General features: G+C 42.9%; 23 protein-coding genes and 3 pseudogenes. 15 read left to right on the forward strand and 11 right to left on the reverse strand.

Annotated elements, in window-relative coordinates; translation table 11 throughout:
- The first annotated feature begins 97 nt into the window (after window positions 1-97).
- Window positions 98-667: a superoxide dismutase family protein gene (gene sodC / locus A3K93_RS10790; RefSeq protein ID WP_067731231.1), complete on the forward strand. Its 570-nt coding sequence runs from the start codon at window positions 98-100 to the stop codon at window positions 665-667.
- 190 nt (window positions 668-857) lie between these two features.
- On the forward strand, window positions 858-1157 hold the full coding sequence (locus A3K93_RS10795) for a DUF3817 domain-containing protein (protein WP_067731232.1): 300 nt from the start codon (window positions 858-860) through the stop codon (window positions 1155-1157).
- A 39-nt stretch (window positions 1158-1196) separates the two neighbouring features.
- Here the strand turns inward: A3K93_RS10795 and craA are convergent.
- The 4 genes and pseudogenes from craA to A3K93_RS10815 form a co-directional block, all read right to left on the reverse strand.
- Window positions 1197-2426 (reverse strand): annotated as a pseudogene (gene craA, locus A3K93_RS10800) (chloramphenicol efflux MFS transporter CraA).
- Window positions 2427-2589: 163 nt separating this feature from the next.
- Window positions 2590-2964: a hypothetical protein gene (locus A3K93_RS10805; protein WP_067731233.1), complete on the reverse strand. Its 375-nt coding sequence runs from the start codon at window positions 2962-2964 to the stop codon at window positions 2590-2592.
- Between the two features lie 144 nt (window positions 2965-3108).
- Window positions 3109-3609: a hypothetical protein gene (locus tag A3K93_RS10810; RefSeq protein ID WP_067731234.1), complete on the reverse strand. Its 501-nt coding sequence runs from the start codon at window positions 3607-3609 to the stop codon at window positions 3109-3111.
- Between the two features lie 116 nt (window positions 3610-3725).
- On the reverse strand, window positions 3726-5135 hold the full coding sequence (locus A3K93_RS10815) for an FAD-binding oxidoreductase (RefSeq protein WP_067731235.1): 1410 nt from the start codon (window positions 5133-5135) through the stop codon (window positions 3726-3728).
- A gap of 354 nt (window positions 5136-5489) precedes the next feature.
- Between A3K93_RS10815 and serA the strand changes: the two genes are divergently transcribed.
- The 3 genes from serA (at window position 5490) to A3K93_RS10830 (ending at window position 8674) form a co-directional block, all read left to right on the forward strand.
- Entirely contained in the window at window positions 5490-6722 is a 1233-nt protein-coding gene (gene serA, locus A3K93_RS10820) for a phosphoglycerate dehydrogenase (protein ID WP_067731236.1), read from the forward strand.
- A gap of 111 nt (window positions 6723-6833) precedes the next feature.
- The gene (locus A3K93_RS10825) at window positions 6834-7703 is read left to right on the forward strand and encodes an EamA family transporter (RefSeq protein WP_067731237.1); all 870 of its coding nucleotides are present in this window, start codon (window positions 6834-6836) and stop codon (window positions 7701-7703) included.
- Between the two features lie 101 nt (window positions 7704-7804).
- Window positions 7805-8674 carry an EamA family transporter gene (locus tag A3K93_RS10830; RefSeq protein ID WP_067731238.1) on the forward strand — a complete coding sequence of 290 codons (870 nt, stop codon included), beginning with the start codon at window positions 7805-7807 and terminating at the stop codon, window positions 8672-8674.
- A 34-nt stretch (window positions 8675-8708) separates the two neighbouring features.
- On the opposite strand, the gene A3K93_RS10835 is transcribed toward A3K93_RS10830, so the two are convergent.
- The 3 genes from A3K93_RS10835 to truB form a co-directional block, all read right to left on the reverse strand.
- Complete coding sequence (locus A3K93_RS10835; RefSeq protein ID WP_067731239.1) at window positions 8709-9170, reverse strand: hemerythrin domain-containing protein; 462 nt, start codon at window positions 9168-9170, stop codon at window positions 8709-8711.
- Window positions 9171-9294: 124 nt separating this feature from the next.
- Entirely contained in the window at window positions 9295-10065 is a 771-nt protein-coding gene (locus A3K93_RS10840; RefSeq protein ID WP_067731240.1) for a sulfite exporter TauE/SafE family protein, read from the reverse strand.
- A gap of 11 nt (window positions 10066-10076) precedes the next feature.
- The gene (gene truB, locus A3K93_RS10845) at window positions 10077-10982 is read right to left on the reverse strand and encodes a tRNA pseudouridine(55) synthase TruB (protein ID WP_067731241.1); all 906 of its coding nucleotides are present in this window, start codon (window positions 10980-10982) and stop codon (window positions 10077-10079) included.
- Window positions 10983-11139: 157 nt separating this feature from the next.
- Here truB and A3K93_RS10850 point away from each other — a divergent pair, with 157 nt between their 5' ends.
- The 10 genes and pseudogenes from A3K93_RS10850 to A3K93_RS10895 form a co-directional block, all read left to right on the forward strand.
- Complete coding sequence (locus A3K93_RS10850; RefSeq protein WP_067731242.1) at window positions 11140-12165, forward strand: lipase secretion chaperone; 1026 nt, start codon at window positions 11140-11142, stop codon at window positions 12163-12165.
- Between the two features lie 378 nt (window positions 12166-12543).
- Window positions 12544-13554, forward strand: coding sequence for a lipase family alpha/beta hydrolase (locus tag A3K93_RS10855; RefSeq protein WP_067731243.1), 1011 nt, complete (start codon window positions 12544-12546; stop codon window positions 13552-13554).
- An 82-nt stretch (window positions 13555-13636) separates the two neighbouring features.
- Window positions 13637-14599 (forward strand): esterase/lipase family protein, encoded by a 963-nt coding sequence (locus A3K93_RS10860; RefSeq protein WP_067731244.1) that lies wholly within the window; start codon window positions 13637-13639, stop codon window positions 14597-14599.
- A 152-nt stretch (window positions 14600-14751) separates the two neighbouring features.
- The gene (locus tag A3K93_RS10865) at window positions 14752-15720 is read left to right on the forward strand and encodes an esterase/lipase family protein (RefSeq protein ID WP_067731245.1); all 969 of its coding nucleotides are present in this window, start codon (window positions 14752-14754) and stop codon (window positions 15718-15720) included.
- Window positions 15721-15805: 85 nt separating this feature from the next.
- Window positions 15806-16753 carry an esterase/lipase family protein gene (locus tag A3K93_RS10870; protein WP_067731246.1) on the forward strand — a complete coding sequence of 316 codons (948 nt, stop codon included), beginning with the start codon at window positions 15806-15808 and terminating at the stop codon, window positions 16751-16753.
- A gap of 82 nt (window positions 16754-16835) precedes the next feature.
- Entirely contained in the window at window positions 16836-17219 is a 384-nt protein-coding gene (gene tnpA / locus A3K93_RS10875; RefSeq protein WP_067731247.1) for an IS66-like element accessory protein TnpA, read from the forward strand.
- Complete coding sequence (tnpB, locus tag A3K93_RS10880) at window positions 17216-17551, forward strand: IS66 family insertion sequence element accessory protein TnpB (protein ID WP_067728626.1); 336 nt, start codon at window positions 17216-17218, stop codon at window positions 17549-17551. Before tnpA ends, tnpB begins: the two co-directional genes overlap by 4 nt.
- A 74-nt stretch (window positions 17552-17625) precedes the next feature.
- Window positions 17626-19005: pseudogene (gene tnpC, locus A3K93_RS10885) on the forward strand (IS66 family transposase); the annotation flags it as partial.
- Between the two features lie 575 nt (window positions 19006-19580).
- Window positions 19581-21242, forward strand: a complete 1662-nt coding sequence (gene ltrA / locus A3K93_RS10890) for a group II intron reverse transcriptase/maturase (RefSeq protein WP_067731731.1) — start codon at window positions 19581-19583, stop codon at window positions 21240-21242.
- A gap of 104 nt (window positions 21243-21346) precedes the next feature.
- Window positions 21347-21574: pseudogene (locus A3K93_RS10895) on the forward strand (transposase domain-containing protein); the annotation flags it as partial.
- A 128-nt stretch (window positions 21575-21702) separates the two neighbouring features.
- Here the strand turns inward: A3K93_RS10895 and rplS are convergent.
- The 4 genes from rplS to rpsP form a co-directional block, all read right to left on the reverse strand.
- Window positions 21703-22077, reverse strand: coding sequence for a 50S ribosomal protein L19 (gene rplS / locus A3K93_RS10900; RefSeq protein ID WP_067731248.1), 375 nt, complete (start codon window positions 22075-22077; stop codon window positions 21703-21705).
- 172 nt (window positions 22078-22249) lie between these two features.
- Complete coding sequence (gene trmD / locus A3K93_RS10905; protein WP_067731249.1) at window positions 22250-22999, reverse strand: tRNA (guanosine(37)-N1)-methyltransferase TrmD; 750 nt, start codon at window positions 22997-22999, stop codon at window positions 22250-22252.
- A 26-nt stretch (window positions 23000-23025) separates the two neighbouring features.
- Entirely contained in the window at window positions 23026-23574 is a 549-nt protein-coding gene (rimM, locus tag A3K93_RS10910; RefSeq protein WP_067731250.1) for a ribosome maturation factor RimM, read from the reverse strand.
- Between the two features lie 18 nt (window positions 23575-23592).
- A complete protein-coding gene (gene rpsP / locus A3K93_RS10915) occupies window positions 23593-23850 on the reverse strand; it encodes a 30S ribosomal protein S16 (RefSeq protein ID WP_004826436.1) in 258 nt (85 codons plus the stop codon).
- Window positions 23851-24052 lie beyond the last annotated feature (202 nt).

Below are 24052 nucleotides of genomic sequence, written 5' to 3' on the forward strand. Positions count from 1 at the left end.
CAAAGCTAAACATTTCAGCCGCTTATTATTTACTGAATTCGCAGAGCAATGATGTTTCAATTTATTCAGTTCATCACAATAAATTGGAAGTATCTGTATGACGAATTCAGTAAAAATGACCGCATTAGCTGCTTTCTGCGCCCTCGGCTTTAGCGCATGTAGCACGACCTCAGAACCAAACCATCAAAATAACAGCACAACTGCACATGGTCATGCACGCACTGTCACCATCAATGCGGTTTCTGCCAATGGCATTGGTCAGTCTATTGGTACGCTGCAAATGTTCGATAGTGCTGAAGGTCTTGTGATTCAAACCAATTTACGCAATTTGCCATCGGGTCCGCATGGTTTCCATGTGCATGAAAAAGGCTCATGTGCACCAGCCATGAAAGATGGAAAAATGGGCGCTGCACTTGCCGCAGGTGGACATTACAATCCAACCAATGCCAAAAATCACGGTACGCCTTTAACAGGACATTTAGGTGACTTGCCTGCCCTGTTAGTGGCAATTGACGGCACAGCAAAAGTCAATGTTATTGCGCCACGACTTAAACTGGCTGACGTAAAAGGTCGTGCCATTATGATTCACGCCGGTGGTGATAACTACGCTGATGACCCTAAACCATTAGGCGGTGGCGGTGATCGTATTGCTTGTGGCGTGATCTAAACATCAATTTAAAAAGAGCACCTATTTGGGGTGCTTTTTTTATGGCACTTTTCAAGTTTAACACCATAAAAACAGACCAATTCACTCAGAATTATTATTTAAATACAGGCACTTAATATTTATTTTCACTATTTCTCTATGCTTGTATTTCCGTTACACTCAAAACAATTATTAGATGATATGAAACACTATGACGATTAAAACATTACGCCTTGTAGGCTTATTCGAAGGTATTTCCTTTTTATTGCTGTTATTCATTGCCATGCCTGTGAAATACATGATGGATAATCCCATCTTGGTCAAATACATCGGTATGGGACATGGCGTTTTGTTCGTTTTATTCTTGGTCGTGCTATTTACGGTATGCGAAAAACAAAAATGGTCTTTAGGCATGTTTATTATGGGCTTGATTGCTTCAATCGTGCCATTTGGACCTTTCATTTTCGACTTAAAATTAAAGAAAATGCAGCAGCCTACTGCGAAAGCCTAAACGGTTTAAGATCAATTGGCTTCATAGGGAGTTTGTAGTTTAGAACTCCCCATTATCCTGCCGTTCTTGCATCAACTGTTTGAGCTGCATACGTGGTATGCCAAACCAAAAAGCAATAAAGATAAAACATACTGTGATGTAAGCCACAAGGTCAAATGCTTCATATAACATTCTGACCAGTTCAATGACGGTAAAGAAAGTCAGCATCATCAATACAGATACGGCAGCAGCGACCGTGCCTTTAGCAACATCTGATGACATGAGCGCAAAGCGATACATCACGGCAAAGCTAATCCCCTCGCCAAAACTGATCATGGTCATGCCGACAATCAAACAATGCACAAAATAATCCGGCATATATAAGCCTGCAACAATGACAAGTGTGCCAATGAACATCATCGGTACAGCACGCATCACGGTTTGTCCAAGTGGCAGTGTGTCGATAATTTTCAGTAACACCAAATTGCCAGCAATGAGTCCGCCCAATACCGGAATTTGCGCCAAGCCATATTGCATACTTGTTAGACCTAGACGTTCTACAAGCATCACTGGTGATAAGGCAATCCATAACATCAGTGGCATACTAATGGTCGGCAAGGACAGAGTTAAAATTAAAAAGCGTTTATTTTTCAGAACCTGTTTAAAGTCATCCCATACATAGCTGAGCGGCTGTTTTACTACATTAAGGGTCGGATTCGGCATTTTGGCTTTTAATCCAAACCAACTCACAAATGCCAAAGCCGCAATTCCGATAAAGCCCCAATGCCATGACACATGCTCAATCATAAATGCGCCAAGCACCGGTCCGAGCAAAGGTGCAAGTAGGGACACATTGGCCATGAGTGCCATGACTTTAATCGCATCGCGTTCTTCAAAGGTTTCTTGAATGGCGGCATAACCCACTGCCCCAATGACAGACAACCCAAAACCTTGTAAGAAGCGTAATGCAAGAAAACTTTCAATATTGGGTGTGAGCAAAATAGCAAGGCAAGTCACAACAAAAAATGCCACCCCACCGAGCAATACGGCTTTTCGTCCAAGTCGGTCTGACAGCGGCCCAAGCAAAATGGCAATAAATGCCCCACCTCATAAGTAAAATGACATGGACGAGGGTGCCCATGTGCTACTTACGCCAAAGTCTTTGGTAATGGCAAGCATGGCGGGTTGTACAAGGTCATTGCCAATATAAACAGAGAACTCAAACAACACCAATGCCAAAGGAAACATGAGTGTGGCACGGGTGAGTTTAGAAGTTTGAGTGCTTTGCATAAGGTCTAAGCGCTTTTCAATCGCTTGAATTTGAATGAATTTTAGACAGTTTAACAGAGTTTAGGATTCAAAACTGTTATGGATCAACATCAAGATAGGCTCAATCAAAAAGCACATCCTAAGATACGCTTTTAAAGAATTTTTGCTTAAAAAGCAAACAATATTATGGACAATTTGCCGTTTGGAAATCTTTGGTATTTTTGCCGCGTGCACAGCGATGCTCATGCTTTTTGCCCACTTGCACCCACTTATGATCGACCAATTTAAAATTATAGGTGGTGCGTTTAGCAGCAACCGAATCATCCATTAAACCGGTTTGGGTAACTTTGACTTCCGCTAAAGTCGGATTTTCAACATTATTAAAGTATTGGCGGAATTCAACTGTGGCAAGTTCATGTACCAAATCAGCGCGCTCTTTTAAAATTTGTTCCAACGGCGTATTGGGGCTTTGTACTTTAGAAATGACCTGTTGTGTTGTAGCACAACCCGATAATGTCGCAGCCAAGATCAAACCCGAAACCACTAAAAAACGCTGCATCATGCCTCCTTATTGTTTTGTCATTTTTATCTGCAACTATGATGCCGCGGTTTCTAACTCAAAACTATTGATGCTATGTAATTCCATTTACACAAAAACAAAAAAAGCGCTCCTTTCGAAGCGCTTTTTTGTAAAAAGAATGCTTTATTCATCAGATCGACCTTGAATTAAGTATTGATCATTTTGTTGAATAAAATTGAATACATAGCGTATTTTTTCGCTATTATTTAGCATGATTTCTGCCTGACATGTCATTGTACTGCCTGACTCTGTATCTAGTTGTTTAGTTTGAACAGTAATAGCTTTAAGGTTTAGACTTAAGGCATATTGGCTTTGATCAAATGCCGATTTCATTTGATTATAAGCGCCTGTCGAATCACATGATCTCATCTCATTCTCAGTCACAACATCACTATTTGGATTCAGCATTCGTAAAACGTGTACACGGACATCAGGTGCCATCGCAAGAAATACAACAACACCGAACACAATACTGCCTATCCAACCCCAAATTGAATTATCGTCGCTATCTTTTTCAGCTTGATTTACTTGTGATAAATCGTCATTTGGCGCTCCACAATGAATGCAAGTCGGTGCTCTTAAACTATACTGTTTCCCGCAATCCTGACAATTTTTTAAGTTCATACGCCCTCATTATATTTATCTATATTTTGGGCCCATCATAACGCAAGTCGTTCTTTATTTTTATTTTTTAATAAAAAAAGCGCTCCTTTCGAAGCGCTTTTTTGTAAATGTTTCGATTATAAATCGAATAATTTACCTGGGTTCATAATCCCTTGAGGGTCAAATACTTGTTTGAGTGCCTTCATGTATTGGATTTCTTCTGCTGAACGGGTGTAATCAAGATACGGTTTTTTGGTCATACCCACACCGTGTTCCGCTGAAATTGAACCATCGTATTTTTTAACAGTATCAAATACGTATTTGTTCACCACCTGACATTTACCAAAGAACTCGTCTTTGCTTAAATTCTCAGGTTTTAAAATATTTAAGTGCAAGTTACCGTCACCAATATGACCGAACCAACAAATTTCAAAGTCAGGGTAGTTTTCATTCACGATCGCATCAATTTCTTTAATAAATGCAGGAACGTGCGTAATTAACACTGAAATATCATTTTTGTATGGTGTAAATGGTGCGATTGACTCAGAAATGTCTTCGCGTAAACGCCATAAGTTATGTACTTGCTCAAGGCTTTGGCTCATCACGCCATCAAGCACCCAACCTTGTTCCATACAGTGTTCAAAGATTTCCATCGCTGAATCCATAATCGGTTCAAATGGTGCTTCAAACTCAAGCAATACATAGAATGGACATTCAGTTTCAAATGGACGTTGTACATGACCATTGGCCAAGACTTTTTGCATTGCAAGTTCACCAAAGAACTCAAATGCAGTGAGGTCGATTTTCTTTTGGAATGCGTGAAGGACTGGCATCACCGCATCAAAATCAGGAACACCAAGCACTAACACTTGTAAGTCGTGCGGTTGACGTTCAAGTTTAATTTCAGCTTCAGTCACTAAACCTAATGTGCCTTCACCACCAATAAATAAGTGTTGAAGTGCATAACCGGTTGCGTTTTTGATCATGCCTTTGTTCAAACGCAGGATGTCGCCTTTACCTGTCACGACAGTCAGACCTAGCACCCAATTACGTGTCATGCCGTATTTGATGACTTTAATACCACCGGCATTTGTACCGATGTTACCGCCAATTTGACTTGAACCTGATGATGCAAAATCGACTGGGTAATACATGCCTTGTTCTTCGGCATAGTTTTGCAGTTGTTCAGTCACTACACCTGCTTGCACACGCACCATACGGTCTGCTGGGTAGAAGTCCAAGATTTGGTTCATCTTGTCCATGCTCACCACGATTTCACCGTTCGCTGCTACCGCACCTGCAGAAAGACCGGTACGACCGCCACTTGGGGTAATCGCTACATTGAACTGATTAGCAAGTTTTACAATCGCTTGAACTTGTTCAGTCGAAGATGGGAAAACGATGACAGATGGGTTTGGATCAAAGTGCTTAGTATGATCGCGACCCCAATTTTGGAGACTATCCGTATCGGTTTTAATACGGTTTTCACCCACAATTGCAGTCAATTGGGTCAATAACTCAGGGGTTAAAGCGACTGGAGCATTCATCGTTTGCAGACCTAGCGTGATATAAACAGGAAAGACTTCATCTGATCGTTTGCACAGTTTTTAAGCATAAAAATCTGTATAAATCCTAGACGAAACATGCACATTAAAGCACCAAAACGCACGGCTTTAAAAGCATGGCGCAATATTATAAGCTATTTTTTGAGGTTTCCCTGAAAAAATGACATTTTTCATAATATACCTTTGAAAATGCACATTTAATTCAACCATCCTTACCATTTTTACTGATATCACTTGCAAAAATAGTTGATGTTTTGGTCATAAAGGAAATATATATCCTGTTCTGTCCTATGCTATGATATGCGCACTAAATTTGGCCTTTGTAGCGGAGCCGTAATGAGCCAACATCTATCTCTACCTAAAGATAAAATCCGTTTCTTATTGTTAGAAGGCGTTCATCAAAACGCAATCGACACATTAAATGCTGCTGGATATACCAACATCGACTATCGCAAAACAGCGCTTGAGGGTGAAGCACTGAAAGAAGCGATCAAAGATGCGCATTTCATTGGTATTCGTTCACGTACTCAATTGACTGAAGAAATCTTCGAAGCTGCGAACAAACTGATCGCTGTGGGTTGTTTCTGTATTGGTACGAACCAAGTGAACTTAGATGCAGCCATGCGTCGCGGTATTCCAGTATTTAACGCACCTTACTCAAATACACGTTCGGTTGCTGAACTTGTACTTGCTGAAGCAATTCTTCTTCTTCGCCGTGTCCCTGAAAAATCAACAGATACACACGCTGGCGGTTGGAACAAATCTGCAGTCGGTTCGTTTGAAACTCGTGGTAAGACTTTAGGTATCGTAGGTTACGGTTCAATTGGTTCACAACTTTCTGTCCTTGCTGAAAGCATGGGTATGAAAGTAATTTACTTCGACACAGTGACTAAATTACCGCTTGGTAATGCACGTCAAGTTGGCTCAATGGGCGAATTGCTTGCAAATGCAGACGTGGTATCAATCCACGTACCTGACGTTCCGTCTACTCGTAACTTCATGGGTAAAGAACAGTTTGCTCAAATGAAAGAAGGTTCAATCTTCATCAATGCGGCACGTGGTACATGTGTTGTGATTGAAGACTTGGCTGAAGCGTTGAAATCAGGTCACCTTGCAGGTGCTGCGGTTGACGTATTCCCGAAAGAACCGAAAGCGAACGGTGAAGAGTTTGTTTCTCCACTTCGTAACATCCCGAACGTGATCTTAACACCGCACGTGGGTGGTTCGACCATGGAAGCGCAAGCCAACATCGGTCTTGAAGTGGGCGAGAAATTCGTAGCTTACTCTGATAAAGGTATGACTTTATCTGCAGTGAACTTCCCTGAAATCGCACTTCCATTGACTGAAGGTAAACACCGTTTACTTCACATTCATAAAAACATTCCAGGCGTCTTGTCAAAAATCAATAACTTGTTTGCTGAGCATGGCATCAACATTTCTGGTCAGTCTTTAATGACTAAAGGCGATGTGGGTTACTTAGTGATGGATGTTGATGCAACTGCATCTTCAGAAGCACTCGATACTCTGCACGAAGTTGAAGGTACAATCCGCGTTCGCGTATTGTTCTAAGCAACGCTTGCTCCAAAAACCACAGCCTTACGCTGTGGTTTTTTATTTCTGCTATTTATATTTATTGCTTAGCACGTCATATTTTTATTCTGAATACCCCTACTCTGTTTTATGCCCAATTTTAGAATTGCACCTGCGGTGCAAGCACCACTAATTTTACTGATTGCGATGATCAGCATGCAAAGCAGTGGTTCATTCGCCAAAATACTCTTTGAGCAATTTCCAATTGTGACGGTTTCAGCAATGCGTTTACTGTTGGGCGCTTTGGTTTTGGCACTGATTTTTAAAATTTGGCAGATCAATTGTCAGCAAGTGAAATGGAAAGCCATTATTAGTTATGGTGTCGCGCTTGCCGGTATGAATCTATTGTTCTATCTCGCGATTCATCGCTTACCGCTTGGCATTGCGGTGTCGTTTGAATTTATTGGTCCATTGTCAGTGGCATTATTTCATGCGCGGCAAAAGTTTGATTTTATTTGGGTTGGTCTTGCCATTCTTGGTTTAATTTTACTATTCCCATTCAATCAAGCTATAGAACCACTCGACCCGATTGGAATTTTATTTGCCTTAGGGGCTGGGAGCTGTTGGGCACTATATATTGTGGCAGGACAAAAACCATCCGGTGTTTCAGGCAACCATACTGTATGTCTCGGTATGTTTGTGGGGATGTGTATTTTAATGCCAATTGCCCTCTGTTTAAGGATGCCTGCACATACCTTTGAGCCGATCAGCCTGATGTATTTTTTAGGCTTAGCAGTTTTAGCAAGTGCGCTGCCTTTTACTTTAGAAATGATTGCACTGCGTAATTTAACAGCACTGAGTTTTGGCACACTCATGAGCTTAGAACCTGCCATTGCAGCATTATCCGGTTTTGTATTTTTAGGTGAGTCTTTACTATGGACACAGTGGCTAGCACTTGCCACCATTATCAGCGCGTCCATTGGCTGTACCGTGACGATGCAAAAACGCAAAGCACGATAAAGTAAATTTTCAAGCCAAAGTACTCATCAAAATTTAACCAATTTGCTATAATTCATCTTTCCTTTTGCCCCCAATTGCACCGTTTGGTGTAGCGCTCTCCCATGCCAAATGCTCAATTACTTGCTGTGCTGTATATGGTCTTATCCATGACCTCATACCAAATCAGCGCATCCTTTGCGAAACAGCTATTTAGCGTACTTGACCCTGTCACTGTTACCATTTTACGGCTGTGTTTTGCATCGATTATTGTCTGTGTGATGTTCCGTTCATGGAAGATTTTATCTCGCCTGCCTTATTTAAAATGGAAAGACTTATTGTGCTATAGCACAGCATTGGGATTGATGAATATTCTATTTTATATGTCCCTCGGCAAATTACCGCAAGGAATTGCTGTCGGTTTAGAGTTTGTTGGACCATTAGGGTTAGCATTGCTGTCAATCAAAAACCGTGGCGATTATATTTGGGTGATTTTGGCGATTTTAGGCATTGGTTTGATGGTGCCATGGAGTCAGGCTGCACATCATCAATTTGATTTATGGGGCGCAGCCTGTGCCTTAGGTGCGGGATTGTGCTGGGCATTTTATATTTTCTTTGGGCAACGTGTGGTGCAGCAAAACATTGGGATGCATGCGCTGACCATCGCAATCAGTATTTCTGCTCTATGCTTACTACCTATTGGACTCTATAACAACGCCGCTCAAGTGGTAGATACTCAATACTGGGGCAAAGCCATTGTGATTGCGATTTTAGCGACTGCGATTCCTTATGCACTCGATTTAAAAGCGCTGAAACAGTTAAATAAAATGAGCTATGGCACGCTGTCGAGTTTATCCCCTGCACTTGCAGCACTCACCGGTTTTATTCTGCTCGGTGAACGCATTGGCATACTGCAATGGATTGCCTTAGGCTGCATCATGCTGGCTTCCGTTGGAGTAACATTCCGAGCGGCACGACAAACCAAACAGGCATAAAAAAGATGGCACGTGCCATCTTTTTATTTTCAACTTAGACCAAACTGTCTTTATCGAGCTTTTTATATTTTTTATATTCAGTCTGATATTTTTTCGCAAGGCTCTCTTTTTGCTTATCTTCTAAAATTTTACCGGCTTGTTGGAAAAAGCCATGCTCTTCTTCTTCCAAATGGTGATGAACCGTTTCAGAAAGTTTTTTCGCAATTGCCAACCACCCCGGATTACTAAATTCAGTTTCTGTCAGTTGCTCTAATAATTCATCCATTTCATGATGTTCTGCCAAAGCGTGACGGGTGATATTCAGACCTGAATCGGTCATCATTAAAGGAATATAAAAGTAACGGTCTTCTGCAACAGCATGCGCAAATAATTCATTTTTAAGCTGATCAAATAGCTCACGACGTTCAGGTGTGTCCCCTGAGGTTTGCACTAATTTTTCTGCCAATTCACGCTGTACATCATGACTTTCACGCAGTGCTTCAAAAATAGTTGTCATGTGTTCAAGCTCCTTTTTTTGTTATGTATGTGCAGCATCATAACCAAATGGTTACGTCAACTCAGGGTATTTTATGCGCGTAATTTGTATAGAAAACTTTAATATTGAGAATGGTTTACATCTTTTAAACAGCAAACCACATTTGATAACTCAGACGTAAAATTAAAAGACTGACTAAAATGAGAAATAAAATTCGAATAAAACCACTGCCGTATTTCAGTGCGAGCTTTACTCCAACAAGTGATCCACAAATATTTGCAACCGCCATCATGGCACCAATTTGAAAGAGCACATGCCCTGTCGGCACAAAAAAGCTTAATGCCGCTAAATTGGTGGTGAAATTACCGAGTTTCGACAATGCAGAAGCATGTAGAAAATCGACTTTTAAATAACGAATAAAGAAGAAAATAAAGAAACTGCCCGTTCCCGGACCAAAGATTCCATCATAAAAACCAATCGCAAGACTACCTAGTGCAGCAAGGATAAGGATCCTTGTGGTCAGCTCAGTTTCGACATGAACACGACCAAACTGCTTTTTAAGTAAGGTATAGATCGCAATCACGATCAACATTACGAGAACTAGAGGTTTTAAAACATCGACAGGAATCAGCGTGACACTGGCTGCGCCAATAAAGGCGCTGACGAAACTGCATAGCGCAATCACACCAAGTAGCAGCCAAGGCAATTTGACTTGTTTTAAATACGACAAAGTAGCGGATGCCGTACCAAAAATCGATGCCAATTTATTGGTGCCAAATACCGTCGCGGGCACTAAATGCGGCAGGCTTCCCATAATGGCGGGAATTTGAATCAGACCACCACCGCCCACTGCAGCATCAATTGCCCCTGCCATAAAAGCAAAGACAATTAAACTGATGATGATCTCAATTTCCATAAATGTGCTGCTTAGAGATTGAGTACGCGTTTAGGGATCAGGCGTTTTTTATCGTTAATTTCTGCCAATCCTAAACATTTTTCCCCATCAAAAACTAACACCTGTGGCTCTGCTGCATGTTCAATATTACTTTCCATACCACGGCTAAAAGATTCTCCGCGACCTTCAGGCACCTGAACCTGTGGCAAATGTTGAACCGGTGCATACGCAGGCAAGAGCAATGCTTCACGTTCTTGTTCGGTCAAGCTTTCCAAATATTCAATGGTATATGTAGGAATCAGATCAAATAGACCGGTTTTGGTACGGTGCAAATAGGTTAAATGCCCATACGTGCCTAGAGCTTTGGCAATATCTTCACCAAGCACACGGATATACGTGCCTTTTGAACAAGTTACATCAAGGGTAATACTGTTTTCAGTCCATGATAAAAGTTCAATCGCTGAAATGGTAATTGGACGCACTTCACGTTCAATTTCAATGCCTTGACGCGCTAGCTCGTATAAAGGACGACCTTCTTTTTTTAATGCCGAATACATCGGTGGCACTTGTTGAATATCACCCACAAACTTTGCAAGTGTCTCTTGAATGAATTGCTCTGAAAGTTCAGGGACTGCTTTTTCTAAAAGCACTTCACCCTCAACATCACCCGTTGTGGTGCTATGTCCAAGTTGGATCGTGGTTTGGTAGCGTTTAACTGAGTCGAGTAAATAATGCGAAAACTTGGTCGCTTCACCCAAACAAATTGGCAATAAACCTGAAGCGAGTGGATCTAGCGCGCCGGTATGTCCTGCTTTTTGTGCACGATACAACCATCGCACTTTTTGCAACGCGCCATTTGAGCTAATACCCAAAGGTTTATTGAGTAGAAATACACCGCTGATATGACGACGCTGAATTTTAGGAGATGATGCTTTCATGACAAAAAATCAGACAATATAAAAAATTGGCGCAATGGTAAAACCCTGATGAATTATTTACAACTTTTCTATGTTATTCGAAACGATTTATGGCATATTGAGCCGATTAAAAATTGCTAAAAAATTCTGAAATAATTAAAAATTAGGTGCATAGGATATGCAGAAATATAAAATTTGGATCATTATTGCCATCATCCTCGCTTGTTTAGTGGGTCTGATTATGTGGTTAGCACCATCGAAGGATCAACGTGCACAGGATGCCGACCTCAGCCCCGAAAGCAGTATTGAACAGTCCCAATTGGCGGCTTTAAATTCAGGATCAGACAGTATATTTCCAAGTCGTAGCCAACAAGATACTGAAATTAATTGCCAGATGCAGCTAGATGCCGGTAATCGTTTGATTGTGAATGAACTTACCCGCAATTGTTTTGAATATTTTATTACCCAATACGGCGAAAAATCCTTAGAAAAAATTCAGAAAGACTTTAAGACATATATTAGCCAAAACCACAAAGAACCGGCATTGTCACAAATTATTGATTTATGGACGCGCTATATCGATTACCGCAAATCTTTAGGTGAAATCACTGCCCCCGCTGGTCTTAATCAAGAAGATCCTGCTTACTACCGCAGTATTTATAATAGTACCCAAAGTCTAAGAAAACGCTTCTTCTCCAATTATGAAATTGAAGGATTATTTGGCACAGAAGACACCTATCATGAATATACCTTAGATCGTATGGCAGTTTTGGATGATAAAAATTTAACTGAAGCACAAAAAGCTGAAAAACTAAAAGCCTTATTCGATGCCCTTCCAGAGGATTGGAAAGAAAACCTTGAACAGATCAATAAACTCGATGATTTACGTAAGCTGACAGCCGACATTAAAGCGCGCGGTGGCTCAAGCGAAGATATCCGTCAGATGCGACTTAAATTGGTCGGGCCTGAGGCAACCCAACGTTTAGAGAATCTCGACAGTGAACGTGTGCAATGGAAAAACAGCGTTAATCAATATCTATCCGAGCGAGATCAAATTGTAAAAAGCACGATGAGTGATTCAGCAAAACAACAAGCAATTCAACAGCTACGTAATCAGCACTTTAATAAACCGGAAGATAAATTACGTATTGAAACTTTTGAGCAAGTGCATGATCAGGGTGGCAAATTACCTTTTGCTGATTAAGCAGCCCTTTTTATATAGAACTCACTTAACTAAAATACAGCCTTTTATTTTGAAACCGCGAATATACTGATTTCGCGGTTTTTTTTGTCTTATTTTTTATCCCACATAAATGTTACCAATTATGTCTGTAAATCATAAATTACTTAATTAATTTCAAACACTTATAATTAACTTAAAAATACTTCAACTTAATATGCTGACTTTCCCGACCAACGTACAGGTGCTGTCCTGAAATGACATGGTTTTCACAGCATAAGCTGAAAAAATAAGCGCCTGAAAATAATTAAAACATGAACTGGCAAAACCACCTATGCCACTTCTCAGGCCCTATAAACACAATTCGATCACCCATTAAAAATACATAAAGGATTATTCAATATGCGAAGTTTTTTAAAAATTGCGACCCCGCTAACCCTTGGGCTTAGCACTGCTTTCGCCACTGGCTTAAGTACAGAAACGAGTGCTGCTGTAAATGCGGTACAAGTGGTTGAAAAAGCAAAATCTGACTATGCCAAAACCAAATATCCAATTTTAATGGTACACGGTTGGTTAGGTTGGCAACGTATGGGCACCAATACCATTGGACTGGATTATTGGTATCAAATTTTGCCAGACATGGCACGCAATGGGTCTACAGTTTTTGCAGCTCAGCTCTCTCCTGCCAATACCACAGCACATCGTGGTGAACAACTCATTCAACAGGTTGAAGATGTGTTGGCCATTACAGGTAAGCCAAAACTGAATTTAATTGGTCACTCACATGGTGGACCAACAGTGCTTTATGTTGCACAGACCAAACCTCAATACATTGCTTCGATCACAGGCGTTGCTGGTACATATCACGGTTCTAAAGTTGCCGATGACATCCAAAACAGTTCTTTACTGCGAACTGCATTTAATATTGTTGGTGATTATCTGCTTGGTCCACTGATTGCCTTAGCGCAATTGAAACCTGAATTAGAAATTAACTTTGATGCCTCGATGAAATCGCTCACTCAAACGGGTTCTAAAAGCTTCAATGACACTGTAGCTCAAAATGCAGTAAAAGATGGCGTACTTGCAGCAACTGAAAATTGCAATAAAAACTTAAAAACCAAGGACAGTAAAGGGATCTATTACTACTCATGGACTGGGGTGGCTCAAGCGACCAACGCTTTAGATATCGATACCATCTTGATGCAACTCGGTCCTTTATCTTATGGCAATAAAGATAATGACGGTATGGTGTCACGTTGCAGTGCATATATCGGCAAGGTCATCAACGACAACTACAGACTTAATCATACCGACCTTGCCAATATGATGTTTGGTCTGACAGGTTTACTAGCGCCTGATCCAGTTGCAACTTATCGCCAACATGCCAACCGTTTAAAACTACAAGGTTTATAAGCAAACTCGCGCCTTTATCCTCTAGATAAAGGCGTTTTAAATACGCTTTATCACCCCAATGTAAAATGGATGCGTAGCCACAATGAAAACAATATTTACGCTTGGTGCATTGAGCTTTATGTTTAGCTCGCTGGTTCATGCTTCAGCATTACAGGACTATAAAACCAATTTTGTCATGTCGACTTATGCCAAGACGCAATATCCAATTATATTTGTTCATGGCTTTGGTTTGGGTTTTAACAGGATTGGTACAGATCGCATTGGCTTAGATTATTGGTACCAAATTCCACAAGATTTAAGTCGTCATGGTGCACGTGTATTTGCTGCTGAACTCTCTGCTGTGGGTTCCAATGGAATTCGTGGTGAACAACTGTTACAGCAAATTGATGAAGTCTTGGCAATTACAGGGAAAACTAAAGTCAATTTAATTGGTCATAGCCAAGGTGGCCCAACCATTCAATATATTGAGGGTGTAGCACCTCAAAAAGCAGCTTCCCTGACTGCTATTGCTGGCGCAATGAAAGGCACACCTGTCTTTATCAATGCAGCTAAAACACCGCTACTTGAACCATTTATTCAGGCATTTGGCACACTACTGGGCTATGCCATGAACGTGTTAACAACCAATCGATATCCTGTCGACATTGAAGCAGCACTCGATGCAATGAATCCAAATCGTATCGATAGTTTTAACACGAAATATGGCTCAAGTGCTATTCCAAAAGACTGCAAGTCACAAGGGACAAAACGTACAAGCAATGGGATTTATCATTATTCATGGATGGGCAATCGACAAGTCACCAATCCACTGGATGTTATCGAAAGTACTGTGGTCAGCTTAGGTGGAACCTTTTTAAAAGGTGAAGCCAATGATGGTGCATTACCTTTATGTAGTGGTCGCTATGGGCAGATTATTCGACAAGATTATTATCACAATCATTTTGATGAAGTAAATCAGTTCTTTGGCATTTTATCTCCTTTTGCACAAGACCCGATTGGATTGTATCGCCAACATGCCAACCGTTTAAAACTACAAGGTTTATAAAGTCTATTTTAAGGAAAGGAATTTTTTAAGATATTTACCCGTGTTTAAGTCGTTTACACAAGCCTCTATAAAACACAGCATTTTTTATAAAAATCAGCTTTACACTAATTTATGGCTTGGAAAGCCATAAAAACAAAAATGAGGAAATAACAATGAAATATGGACTGTTAAGCCTAGGCTTAATCGCGGCTTCGATGGCAATGTTAACGCAAGCCTCCACACATGCCAGCCAAGTGACAGCTAAATCAAACAGCACCTATGCAAAAACCAAATACCCAATTGTGTTCTCACACGGTATGGCTGGTTTTATTCGTATTGGTACCGATCAATTCGGTATGGACTACTGGTACCAAATCTTGCCTGACCTAGCACGTAATGGCACTAATGTATGGGCAACTCGCGTTTCACCATTTAACTCATCGGAAGTTCGTGGTGAACAACTTCTTCAACAGGTTCAAGAAATCACAGCAATTACCGGTGCTAAAAAGGTAAACCTAATTGGGCATTCACACGGTGGCCCAACGATTCGTTATGTCGCTGGTGTTGCGCCACAACTGGTTGCGTCATTAACAGGTGTCGGTGCGCCACATAAAGGTTCTCCTGTTGCAGATTTAATTTTATCTGCTGAAGGTACTCCAATTGAAAATCCACTTGTTGGTACAGTGAACTTTGTTTCTAAAGCCATCACATGGGCACAAGGTTTAGATCCAAAAAGCTTCCCACATGATGCACTAGCTGGTGGTAAAAGCTTAACTCTTGCCGGCTCTGCTGATTTTAATAAACGCTTCCCACTCGGCATGCCAACGACAGCGTGTGGTGAAGGTAAAGCTGTCGATGGTGGGATCTATAACTATACCTTTACGGGCACAGGTACAGTCACCAACATCTTAGATCCTGATTCAGCACTAAAAGTCACCAGCCTGTTAATTGATAAAGGTAAAAATAACGACGGTCTTGTTTCAGTGTGTAGTGCGCGTTTCGGTAAAACCATCCGTGATAATTACAACTGGAACCATATGGATGAAGTGAATATGGTACTTGGCTTACGCAATATCTTTGCGCCAGATCCAGTCGATGTCTATCGTCAACATGCCAATCGTTTAAAGCTACAAGGCCTATAAAAATTTAAACAAGAAAATAGTCAACCCAGCGAGTCATATAGGAATGTATGGCTTGCTGTTTTAATTCGGGGAATAAAATGAAAAAATATTGCTTACTGCAAGCTTAATTTTAAGCAGTGGATTTTTCAACGCACAAGCATCTGAAGCCACTCAAGTCACTGCAAAAGCAACGTCGACTTATGCCAAAACCAAATATCCGATTGTATTTACTCACGGTATGGCAGGCTTTATACGTGTAGGAACGGATCAGTTTGGTCTAGATTACTGGTATCAAATTCTGCCTGATTTAGCACGTAATGGTGCAAATGTATGGGCAACTCGTGTTTCACCTTTTAATTTAACAGAAATTCGTGGTGAACAACTGCTTCAGCAAGTCGAAGATATTCGCGCTGTCACAGGTGCTGCTAAAGTGAACCTCATCGGGCATTCACATGGTGGACCTACGATTCGTTATGTGGCAGGGGTTAAACCACAATATGTTGCATCTTTAACCGGTGTGGGTGCAACCAATAAAGGCTCCCCTGTCTCAGATCTTATTCTAACCATTCGTGATATTGCACCTGTATTAGAAACGCCTGTAACAACAGTCGTAAATGGTCTGTCTAAAGCGATTACATGGGCTCAAGGATTAGATCCAAATAGCTATCCACATGATTCCTTGGCAAGTGCGAACAGCTTAAGTACACAAGGCTCAGCTCAATTCGCAAAACAATATCCTTTAGGGATGCCTACTACTCAATGTGGTGAAGGTAAGGCTTTAGACGGCGGCATCTATCACTATTCTTTTACTGGTGTAGGGACTGTGACCAATCTACTCGATGTAGACTCTATTTTAAAAGCAACCAGTCTTTTAATTGATGGTGGTCGAGATAATGATGGTTTAGTGCCATGTTGCAGCGCTAAATTCGGTAAAACCATTCGCGATAACTACAATTGGAATCACCTTGATGAAGTGAACCAAGTCCTAGGTCTAAAAGCACTCTTTGCTCCAGATCCTGTAGACGTCTACCGCCAACATGCCAATCGTTTGTAAGCGTCCGCTGAACACACCTTATGAATTCATCCTATAAGCCTTAATTTAGTCCCCACTTAAAAACAAGTGGGGACTAAAATTTATGACTACAAATCACCAGACATCCATCGCATCTCTTGCGAAAAAACGAAGAACATACAGTGCTGAATTTAAACAGCAGATCGTTCAGGCTTGTAAAGCACCGAACGTTTTAATTGCTTCGGTCGCTTTGCAACATGGATTGAATACAAATCTTGTATCCAAATGGATTCGCTTAATTGATGGTAAGCCAGGGAATGATCGCTCACCACTACCGAATAAACCTGCATTTATTGCCTTATCTTGCTCTGCACCATTAGATCCTACTCCTACTGACATGTTAACGGTTCAAATTACTTTACCCCACTCAAAAGCAGAAATTGGCTTGAAATGGCAAGTATCAGAAATATCTACTTTAGCAGAATTACTCAAGGCACTTGCAACATGATCCGCATTGATGAAATCTGGCTTTCTACCCAACCTCTGGATATGCGAGCAGGGATGGATACTGTCATGGCTCAGGTGGTGAGAGCCTTTGGCTACATTAAACCGCATTGTGCTTACCTGTTCTGTAATAAACGTGGCCATCGCATGAAAGTGCTGGTACATGATGGACTGGGCATCTGGCTGTGTGCCCGGCGGCTGGAACAGGGAAAATTCCACTGGGCGCAGGTTCACCAGGGTGAAAGCATGGCGATCAGTCCGGAACAGTTACAAGCACTGATCCAGGGTTTACCTTGGCAGCGCATTGGACGACAGCAGGTGGTGACGATGCTTTAAACCAGGCTGGTCCATTCTGCTATTCTCCAAACGTTCTATTTCCTCTGCGTCATGACCTCAGGCATACTGCGGTCATGAATACGCTGCCAGACTTAAGCCAACTGACCCATGAACAACTGCTGGAATTTACCAGACAGTTGGCAATGCAGCATCAGTCTCTGGCACAATCAAATCAAGAATTAGAAAAATCAAACCAGCAATTGGATGCCAAAGTTCAGCATCTTTCTATTCTCAATCAAAAATACGAGCATGAACTGGCGCTGTTTAAACAGCACAAATTCGGTAGTAAAAACGAACATCTCACCGCAAAACAAATCCATCTGTGGGATGAGGCGGTCGAAGAAGATATCGCAGCAGTTGATTTGGAACTGGAGCGGCTGAATGCAGATAAAACCGATGCATCGACAGAGAAAGCCACAGTCAACAAACCTAAACGTCGACTGCTGCCCGATCATCTACACACCATCCGTATTGAGCATGAACCTGCATCAACCCAATGCAGTTGTGGCTGCCAGTTACGTCGTATCGGCGAAGATATCAGTGAAAAACTGCATTTCAGACCGGCACAGTTCTACAAGGAACAGCATGTCCGTGGCAAATGGGTCTGTGATCAGTGTGACACCCTGACTCAGCAAGCGATGCCTGCCTATGTGATTGATAAAGGCATTGCTTCACCTGAACTGCTCAGCCATGTGCTGGTATCGAAGTATGCCGATCATTTACCGCTGTACCGTCAACGTCTGATCTATCAGCGGGCGGGAATCGAGCTTTCTAGATCAACGTTATCTGACTGGATAGGTCGCTGCGGTGTGGAACTGGAACCTCTGGCCAATGCCTTAAAACAGGTGGTGCTGCAACAGCGGGTGATCCATGCCGATGAAACGCCGGTCACCATCATGCGGATGGGTGAGAATGATAAAAAACCGAAGAAAGGTTATGTCTGGGCCTATGCCACTACACAGTACAATCCAGTTCAGGCGGTGATCTATGACTTTCAGGATAGTCGTTCAGGCCAGCATGCTGCAGAGTTCTTGAAAGGCTGGCAGGGCAATCTAGTCTGTGATGATTACAGTGGTTATAAAGCACGCTTTAAATCAGGCCAGGTCATCGAGGTGGGCTGCATGGCCCATGCACGTCGTAAATTCCATGAACTGCATGTGACCGGGAAAAGTCAGGTCGCTGCACAGGCATTGGTGCTGATTCAGAAACTGTATGCGATAGAAGCAGAACTCAGGAAAAAGACCGATGGTACAGTGGAAGACCGCCGCGAATACCGACAACAGCATAGTCAACCAGTGATGCAACAACTATATGAATGGCTCAACCAACATCAACTGACGGTACCATCGAGTTCTCCAACCGCCAAGGCGATCAATTACACTCTGAAGCGTTGGCCAGCCTTAAGCCGCTATCTGGATGATGGCAATTTACCTATAGATAATAATTGGGTTGAGGTGCGACACGAAGTCGCTTAATGAAGTTGTTCCCCCTGCGGGAACCACCCGTGTCACCGGGTGAATCTAGAAGGCTGAATAAAGAGCGCCTTCGACAATGTAACGAGGCACCGCAAGGTGCGGGGTATCAATCGTGAGAGGCGTACCCTTCTGGCAGCCATAGCCGGACAAGGGCTAGATAATCGGTATGGTGAACACATGTGAATCTGCGTAACGATCGTTAAGTTGAACGAGCGGAAATGGCTGATACGCTCGAACCAAAACGGTAATGGAGGTGGGAATTGCGTCTTTCGACTACGCATTCGTGACCCATACGCCTCCCGGTCGATAGCAGGCACCTAAGCCGATGTACTTCAGTAAGCGGAACGTGGAAATCCCGTATTACTCCCATTGGGAAAGCAGTTTGCAAAAACTGCCCATGGTGATGCGGGCGAAGGAACGAGGAAAAAGCGAATGCCAGTCTGTAATGGGTTGGATAGAGGTTGAAACATTACCCCACGCGAAAGCGGGCTGACGTCCTTATGGTCTCTCATCACAAGAGAGTGTGTAGAACCCTTTTAATGGAGGGAGAGCAAATGAATGCAGCAGTATCAGCGTGTGCACCTTCCAGCACATCGTGGGACAGCATCGATTGGATTGCTGTACAGCGTCATGTCAGAGGGCTGCAAGCGCGTATTGTGAAGGCGGTACAAGACGGCAGGCATAACAAGGCGAAAGCTTTGCAATGGCTGCTGACTCACTCGTTTAGTGGCAAAGCATTGGCCGTCAAACGAGTGTCTGAAAACAAAGGCAAAAACACGGCTGGGGTCGACAAGGTGACTTGGAATACACCCAAGGCCAAGACCGGTGCGATGATGTCGTTGAAGAGGCGAGGTTACACGCCCCTTCCGCTTCGGAGAGTCCTTATTCCGAAGAAAAATGGCAAGATGAGACCTCTCGGGATACCCACGATGAAATGCCGGGCCATGCAGGCGCTCCATCTGCTGGCTTTGGAACCCATCGCGGAGACCATCGCTGATCGGAACTCTTATGGGTTCAGACCGCAACGCTCAACCGCGGATGCTGCAGCACAGTGCTTTGGTGTGCTGTCAAGAAAAGTAAGTGCGGAGTGGGTGCTAGAGGGTGACATTCAAGGCTGTTTCGACAATATCAGCCATGACTGGATGATCGCCAACCTCCCAATGGACAAGGTGATTCTACGGAAATGGCTCAAAGCCGGTTACGTCTACCAAAGCAAGCTGTTTCCCAGTCTTTCCGGAACACCGCAAGGAGGTATTATCTCCCCGGTGCTGGCCAACATGACCTTGGACGGACTGGAAACGATGCTGGCTAAGAGGTTCTCTAACGCCAAATGGACAGGCAAAAAGCTGCAACTGGTACGGTATGCGGATGATTTCATCATCACGGGGTATTCTAAAGAGTGGCTCGAAAATGAAGTTCGTCCTGCCGTGGTTGAATTTCTGGCGCAGCGCGGTCTCGTGCTCTCTCAGGAAAAGACCAAAATCACGCACATAGGGAACGGGTTCGATTTTCTTGGCTGGAACGTACGTAAGTACAACGGCAAGCTACTGATCAAGCCGTCAAAGGCAAACATCAGCGCTCACCTTGACAAGCTGCGAGCATTAATCAATGCAAATAAAGCGACACGACAGGCCACTTTGATCGGTTTGCTCAACCCGATTCTAAGGGGTTGGGCCAACTATCATAGTCATGTCGTTGCCAAGAAGGTTTTCAACCAGGTAGACAACGCAGTGTGGGAAATGCTCTGGCGATGGGCTGTACGTCGCCACCCTCGCAAGACACTCCGATGGGTCAAAGATCGGTATTTCAAAGTACAAGGAGCGCGTCGATGGGTGTTCTCATGTGATGAACAGTCCGCCGATGGTCGGAAGCGACAATACACATTAGTGTCTGCCTCGGACACGCCAATTGTGCGACATATCAAGATCAAGGCTGCTGCTAACCCTCATGACCCCGCATGGGATGAGTACTTCGAATCCCGATGGGGTAAAAGAATGCTGGTCTCCGCAAAGGGGCGAGCCAAGCTGTATCGGGTGTGGCTAAAACAAGGTGGTCGCTGCTGCGCCTGTCTTAAACCAGTCACCAAAGATACACCATGGCACAGCCGTCATATTGTGAAGCTAAGTCATGGTGGAACGGATGCAGTTGCTAATCTTGAGATTTACCATCTGTATTGTCCGAGGAATGTTCAGTTTGCCAATGTCAACGATGTATAACCGGGTGCCGAATGGCGCCTTAGCAGAGGCTTGAGCCGTGTGCTGGGAAACTCGCATGCACGGTTCTTAGGGGGTTGGACGTAGGTAACTGCGTCTGACTACCCGACAACCAGATGCGCCCCTGGGCGTTGGGACGTAAGAACTGGTTATTTGCAGGTTCGCTGCGCAGCGGTCAGCGAGCAGCCAATATCATGACTTTAATCCAGTCAGCAAAGCTGAATGGGTTGGATCCGTATGCCTATTTAAGTGATGTGCTGAAAAGGTTGCCGACACATAAAGTGACTCAGATTGAAGAATTGCTACCACACCGCTGGAAACCTGAACCGAATTAAAAAATAGGCATGGGGTTCAGCGGACGCTTACAATCGTTTAAAACTCCAAGGCTTATAAAGCAGCCCAATTTTAGACATAAAAAAATGCGCCAAAAGGCGCATTTTTTAACTCATTAAAACAGCAACAATTAAGCTGAAGTTTTACGAGCTGGTAATTTTTCACGGATACGTGCAGCTTTACCAGACAATTCGCGTAGGTAGTAAAGTTTAGCACGACGTACGTCACCACGACGTTTCACATCGATTTTAGCAACGATTGGTGAGTGAGTTTGGAAAACACGTTCAACACCAACACCGCTAGAAATTTTACGTACTGTGAACGCAGAGTTCAAACCACGGTTTTTCTTAGCGATTACAACGCCTTCGAACGCTTGTAGACGTTCACGGTCGCCTTCTTTTACTTTTACTTGAACAACTACTGTGTCACCAGGAGCAAAAGCAGGGATGTCTTGTTTAAGCTGAGCATTTTCTACAGCTTGTACTAAAGGATGTTTACCGCTCATGGGGTATCTCCAATATGTGCGAGTTAGAAGAGGTCTAATCATCGCTGGGGCTAGAGGCTAAAGCGCATAGACCCGATTAGCTTTCCCTTTATGCTTGACCGCTTCAATGCATAAAGAGCCTATTTAATACTTAATCCGAAGATCAAGCTTTTCATTGTGCGCAGAGCATAAATTAAGCTTTATGTTCTGGCAAATCTTTTAGCCATTTTTTTTGCTTTTTAGTCAGCTCGACTTGTTCAACCAATTCAGGTCGACGTTCAAGTGTACGCTGATAACGCTGCAAAAACCGCCATTTTTCTATGTTTGCATGGTGACCTGATTTAAGTACCTCAGGCACATCCAAACCTTCAAAATGATCTGGCTTGGTATATTGTGGGCAATCTAAAAGACCATCCACAAAGGAGTCTTGCACATGGGATTGTTCATCAGACATGGCACCCGGAAGTCTCCGAATAATACTGTCTAATAACACCATCGCAGGCAACTCACCACCCGATAACACGTAATCCCCGATTGACCATTCCTGATCAACGTATTTTTGGATTAAGCGTTCATCAACACCTTCATAACGACCACAGAGTACAATCAATCCATCATATTTGACGAAATCCTGTACTGCAGGTTCATTTAAGGTTTTGCCTTGCGGTGACATATACACCACAGGAACATGGGTTACACCTGCTTCACAAGCAAGCTCTTTGGCACGGTGGATTGCTTTTGCCAATGGCTCAGCCATCATCACCATACCGGGACCACCACCAAATGGACGTTCATCCACTCGTTTGTAATTCCCTTCAGCATAGTCACGAGGATTAATACAATGCACTTGTATTAAGTTACGCTGTGCTGCGCGCCCGCTAATACCGAAACGTGTAATCGCTTCAAACATTTCAGGAAAAAGCGTAATGACTGCAAAAAACATCGCAGACTCCCGTATTTCCAAAAATGTTAGTAGTCTACGCCCCAATTGACGTAAATACGACCCGCTTCGAGATCAACGCGTTGTACCACATCTTTATGCCATGGAATCATGCGTTCTTCGCCATCGACGCTGTCTGAAGTTGCACGAACTACCATCACATCGTTGGCACCTGTCTCAAACAATTCATGGATTTGACCGAGATTCACTTCTTGTTCTTCATCGTCCAGACCTAACACTGTTAGACCTTTTAAATCAGACCAATAATACTCGTCCACGCCCGGTTGAGGCAGTTGCGCTTTTGAAATCCAGATATTTGCGCCAACCAGTTCGTCTGCTCCAGTGCGATCGCTCACACCTTTTAAGCTAACAACCAGGCCTTTGCCATGTGGTTTCCAACGTTTTACATCTGCTACTTGCCAACCTGCTTTAGTCTCAATGTACCAAGGCAGGTAGTCAAAGATATTGCTCATAGGTTCTGTATTGGAATAAACCCAGAGCCACCCATTTAATCCATATGCTGAACGTAGCTGTCCAATCTGAATACGATCTTCGGGAACATTCTGTGTTGGTGTCATGGGCTAGCTACTACCGTATTACGCAGCAGCTGCAGCTTTTTTAGCTTGAGCAGCTAAAGAAGCAACACGTTCAGAAGGTTGAGCACCTTGAGAAACCCAGTGAGCAAAACGGTCAGCGTCTAAACGAAGTTTTTCTGCTTTACCTTGAGCTGTAGGGTTGAAGAAACCGATACGTTCGATGAAACGACCGTCACGTGCATTACGGCTATCAGTCACAATGATTTGATAGAACGGACGTTTTTTAGCACCACCGCGTGCAAGACGAATAACAACCATGATAGAACCTTATAGTTTTTACGGATTATCCCTGCACCGACCATCGATACAATTCAAACCCCTTTCATAGAGGGCAGTATTTTACGTGAACTTTGCCCTGAATGAAAGATCAAAAATTGTTTGGCTACAATTTTGATTTTTTATTTACCGTCCCAATTGGTAGTTGCAGATGGTGTACACGATGAACCTTTATACCAACATT

The organism is Acinetobacter sp. NCu2D-2 (assembly GCF_001647675.1).
GTDB lineage: Bacteria > Pseudomonadota > Gammaproteobacteria > Pseudomonadales > Moraxellaceae > Acinetobacter.

Coding starts and splice junctions, on each gene's coding strand:
- A3K93_RS10810 (WP_067731234.1), bottom strand. CDS start 3,609: ATGAACTTAAAAAATTGTCAGGATTGCGGGAAACAGTATAGTTTAAGA.
- A3K93_RS10825 (WP_067731237.1), top strand. CDS start 6,834: ATGCCCAATTTTAGAATTGCACCTGCGGTGCAAGCACCACTAATTTTA.
- truB (WP_067731241.1), bottom strand. CDS start 10,982: ATGAAAGCATCATCTCCTAAAATTCAGCGTCGTCATATCAGCGGTGTA.
- sodC (WP_067731231.1), top strand. CDS start 98: ATGACGAATTCAGTAAAAATGACCGCATTAGCTGCTTTCTGCGCCCTC.
- A3K93_RS10855 (WP_067731243.1), top strand. CDS start 12,544: ATGCGAAGTTTTTTAAAAATTGCGACCCCGCTAACCCTTGGGCTTAGC.
- A3K93_RS10840 (WP_067731240.1), bottom strand. CDS start 10,065: ATGGAAATTGAGATCATCATCAGTTTAATTGTCTTTGCTTTTATGGCA.
- A3K93_RS10805 (WP_067731233.1), bottom strand. CDS start 2,964: ATGCAGCGTTTTTTAGTGGTTTCGGGTTTGATCTTGGCTGCGACATTA.
- A3K93_RS10860 (WP_067731244.1), top strand. CDS start 13,637: ATGAAAACAATATTTACGCTTGGTGCATTGAGCTTTATGTTTAGCTCG.
- A3K93_RS10850 (WP_067731242.1), top strand. CDS start 11,140: ATGCAGAAATATAAAATTTGGATCATTATTGCCATCATCCTCGCTTGT.
- trmD (WP_067731249.1), bottom strand. CDS start 22,999: ATGTTTTTTGCAGTCATTACGCTTTTTCCTGAAATGTTTGAAGCGATT.
- A3K93_RS10830 (WP_067731238.1), top strand. CDS start 7,805: ATGCCAAATGCTCAATTACTTGCTGTGCTGTATATGGTCTTATCCATG.
- A3K93_RS10865 (WP_067731245.1), top strand. CDS start 14,752: ATGAAATATGGACTGTTAAGCCTAGGCTTAATCGCGGCTTCGATGGCA.
- A3K93_RS10815 (WP_067731235.1), bottom strand. CDS start 5,135: ATGAATGCTCCAGTCGCTTTAACCCCTGAGTTATTGACCCAATTGACT.
- tnpB (WP_067728626.1), top strand. CDS start 17,216: ATGATCCGCATTGATGAAATCTGGCTTTCTACCCAACCTCTGGATATG.
- tnpA (WP_067731247.1), top strand. CDS start 16,836: ATGACTACAAATCACCAGACATCCATCGCATCTCTTGCGAAAAAACGA.
- serA (WP_067731236.1), top strand. CDS start 5,490: ATGAGCCAACATCTATCTCTACCTAAAGATAAAATCCGTTTCTTATTG.
- rimM (WP_067731250.1), bottom strand. CDS start 23,574: ATGACACCAACACAGAATGTTCCCGAAGATCGTATTCAGATTGGACAG.
- A3K93_RS10835 (WP_067731239.1), bottom strand. CDS start 9,170: ATGACAACTATTTTTGAAGCACTGCGTGAAAGTCATGATGTACAGCGT.
- rplS (WP_067731248.1), bottom strand. CDS start 22,077: ATGAGCGGTAAACATCCTTTAGTACAAGCTGTAGAAAATGCTCAGCTT.
- A3K93_RS10795 (WP_067731232.1), top strand. CDS start 858: ATGACGATTAAAACATTACGCCTTGTAGGCTTATTCGAAGGTATTTCC.
- ltrA (WP_067731731.1), top strand. CDS start 19,581: ATGAATGCAGCAGTATCAGCGTGTGCACCTTCCAGCACATCGTGGGAC.
- rpsP (WP_004826436.1), bottom strand. CDS start 23,850: ATGGTTGTTATTCGTCTTGCACGCGGTGGTGCTAAAAAACGTCCGTTC.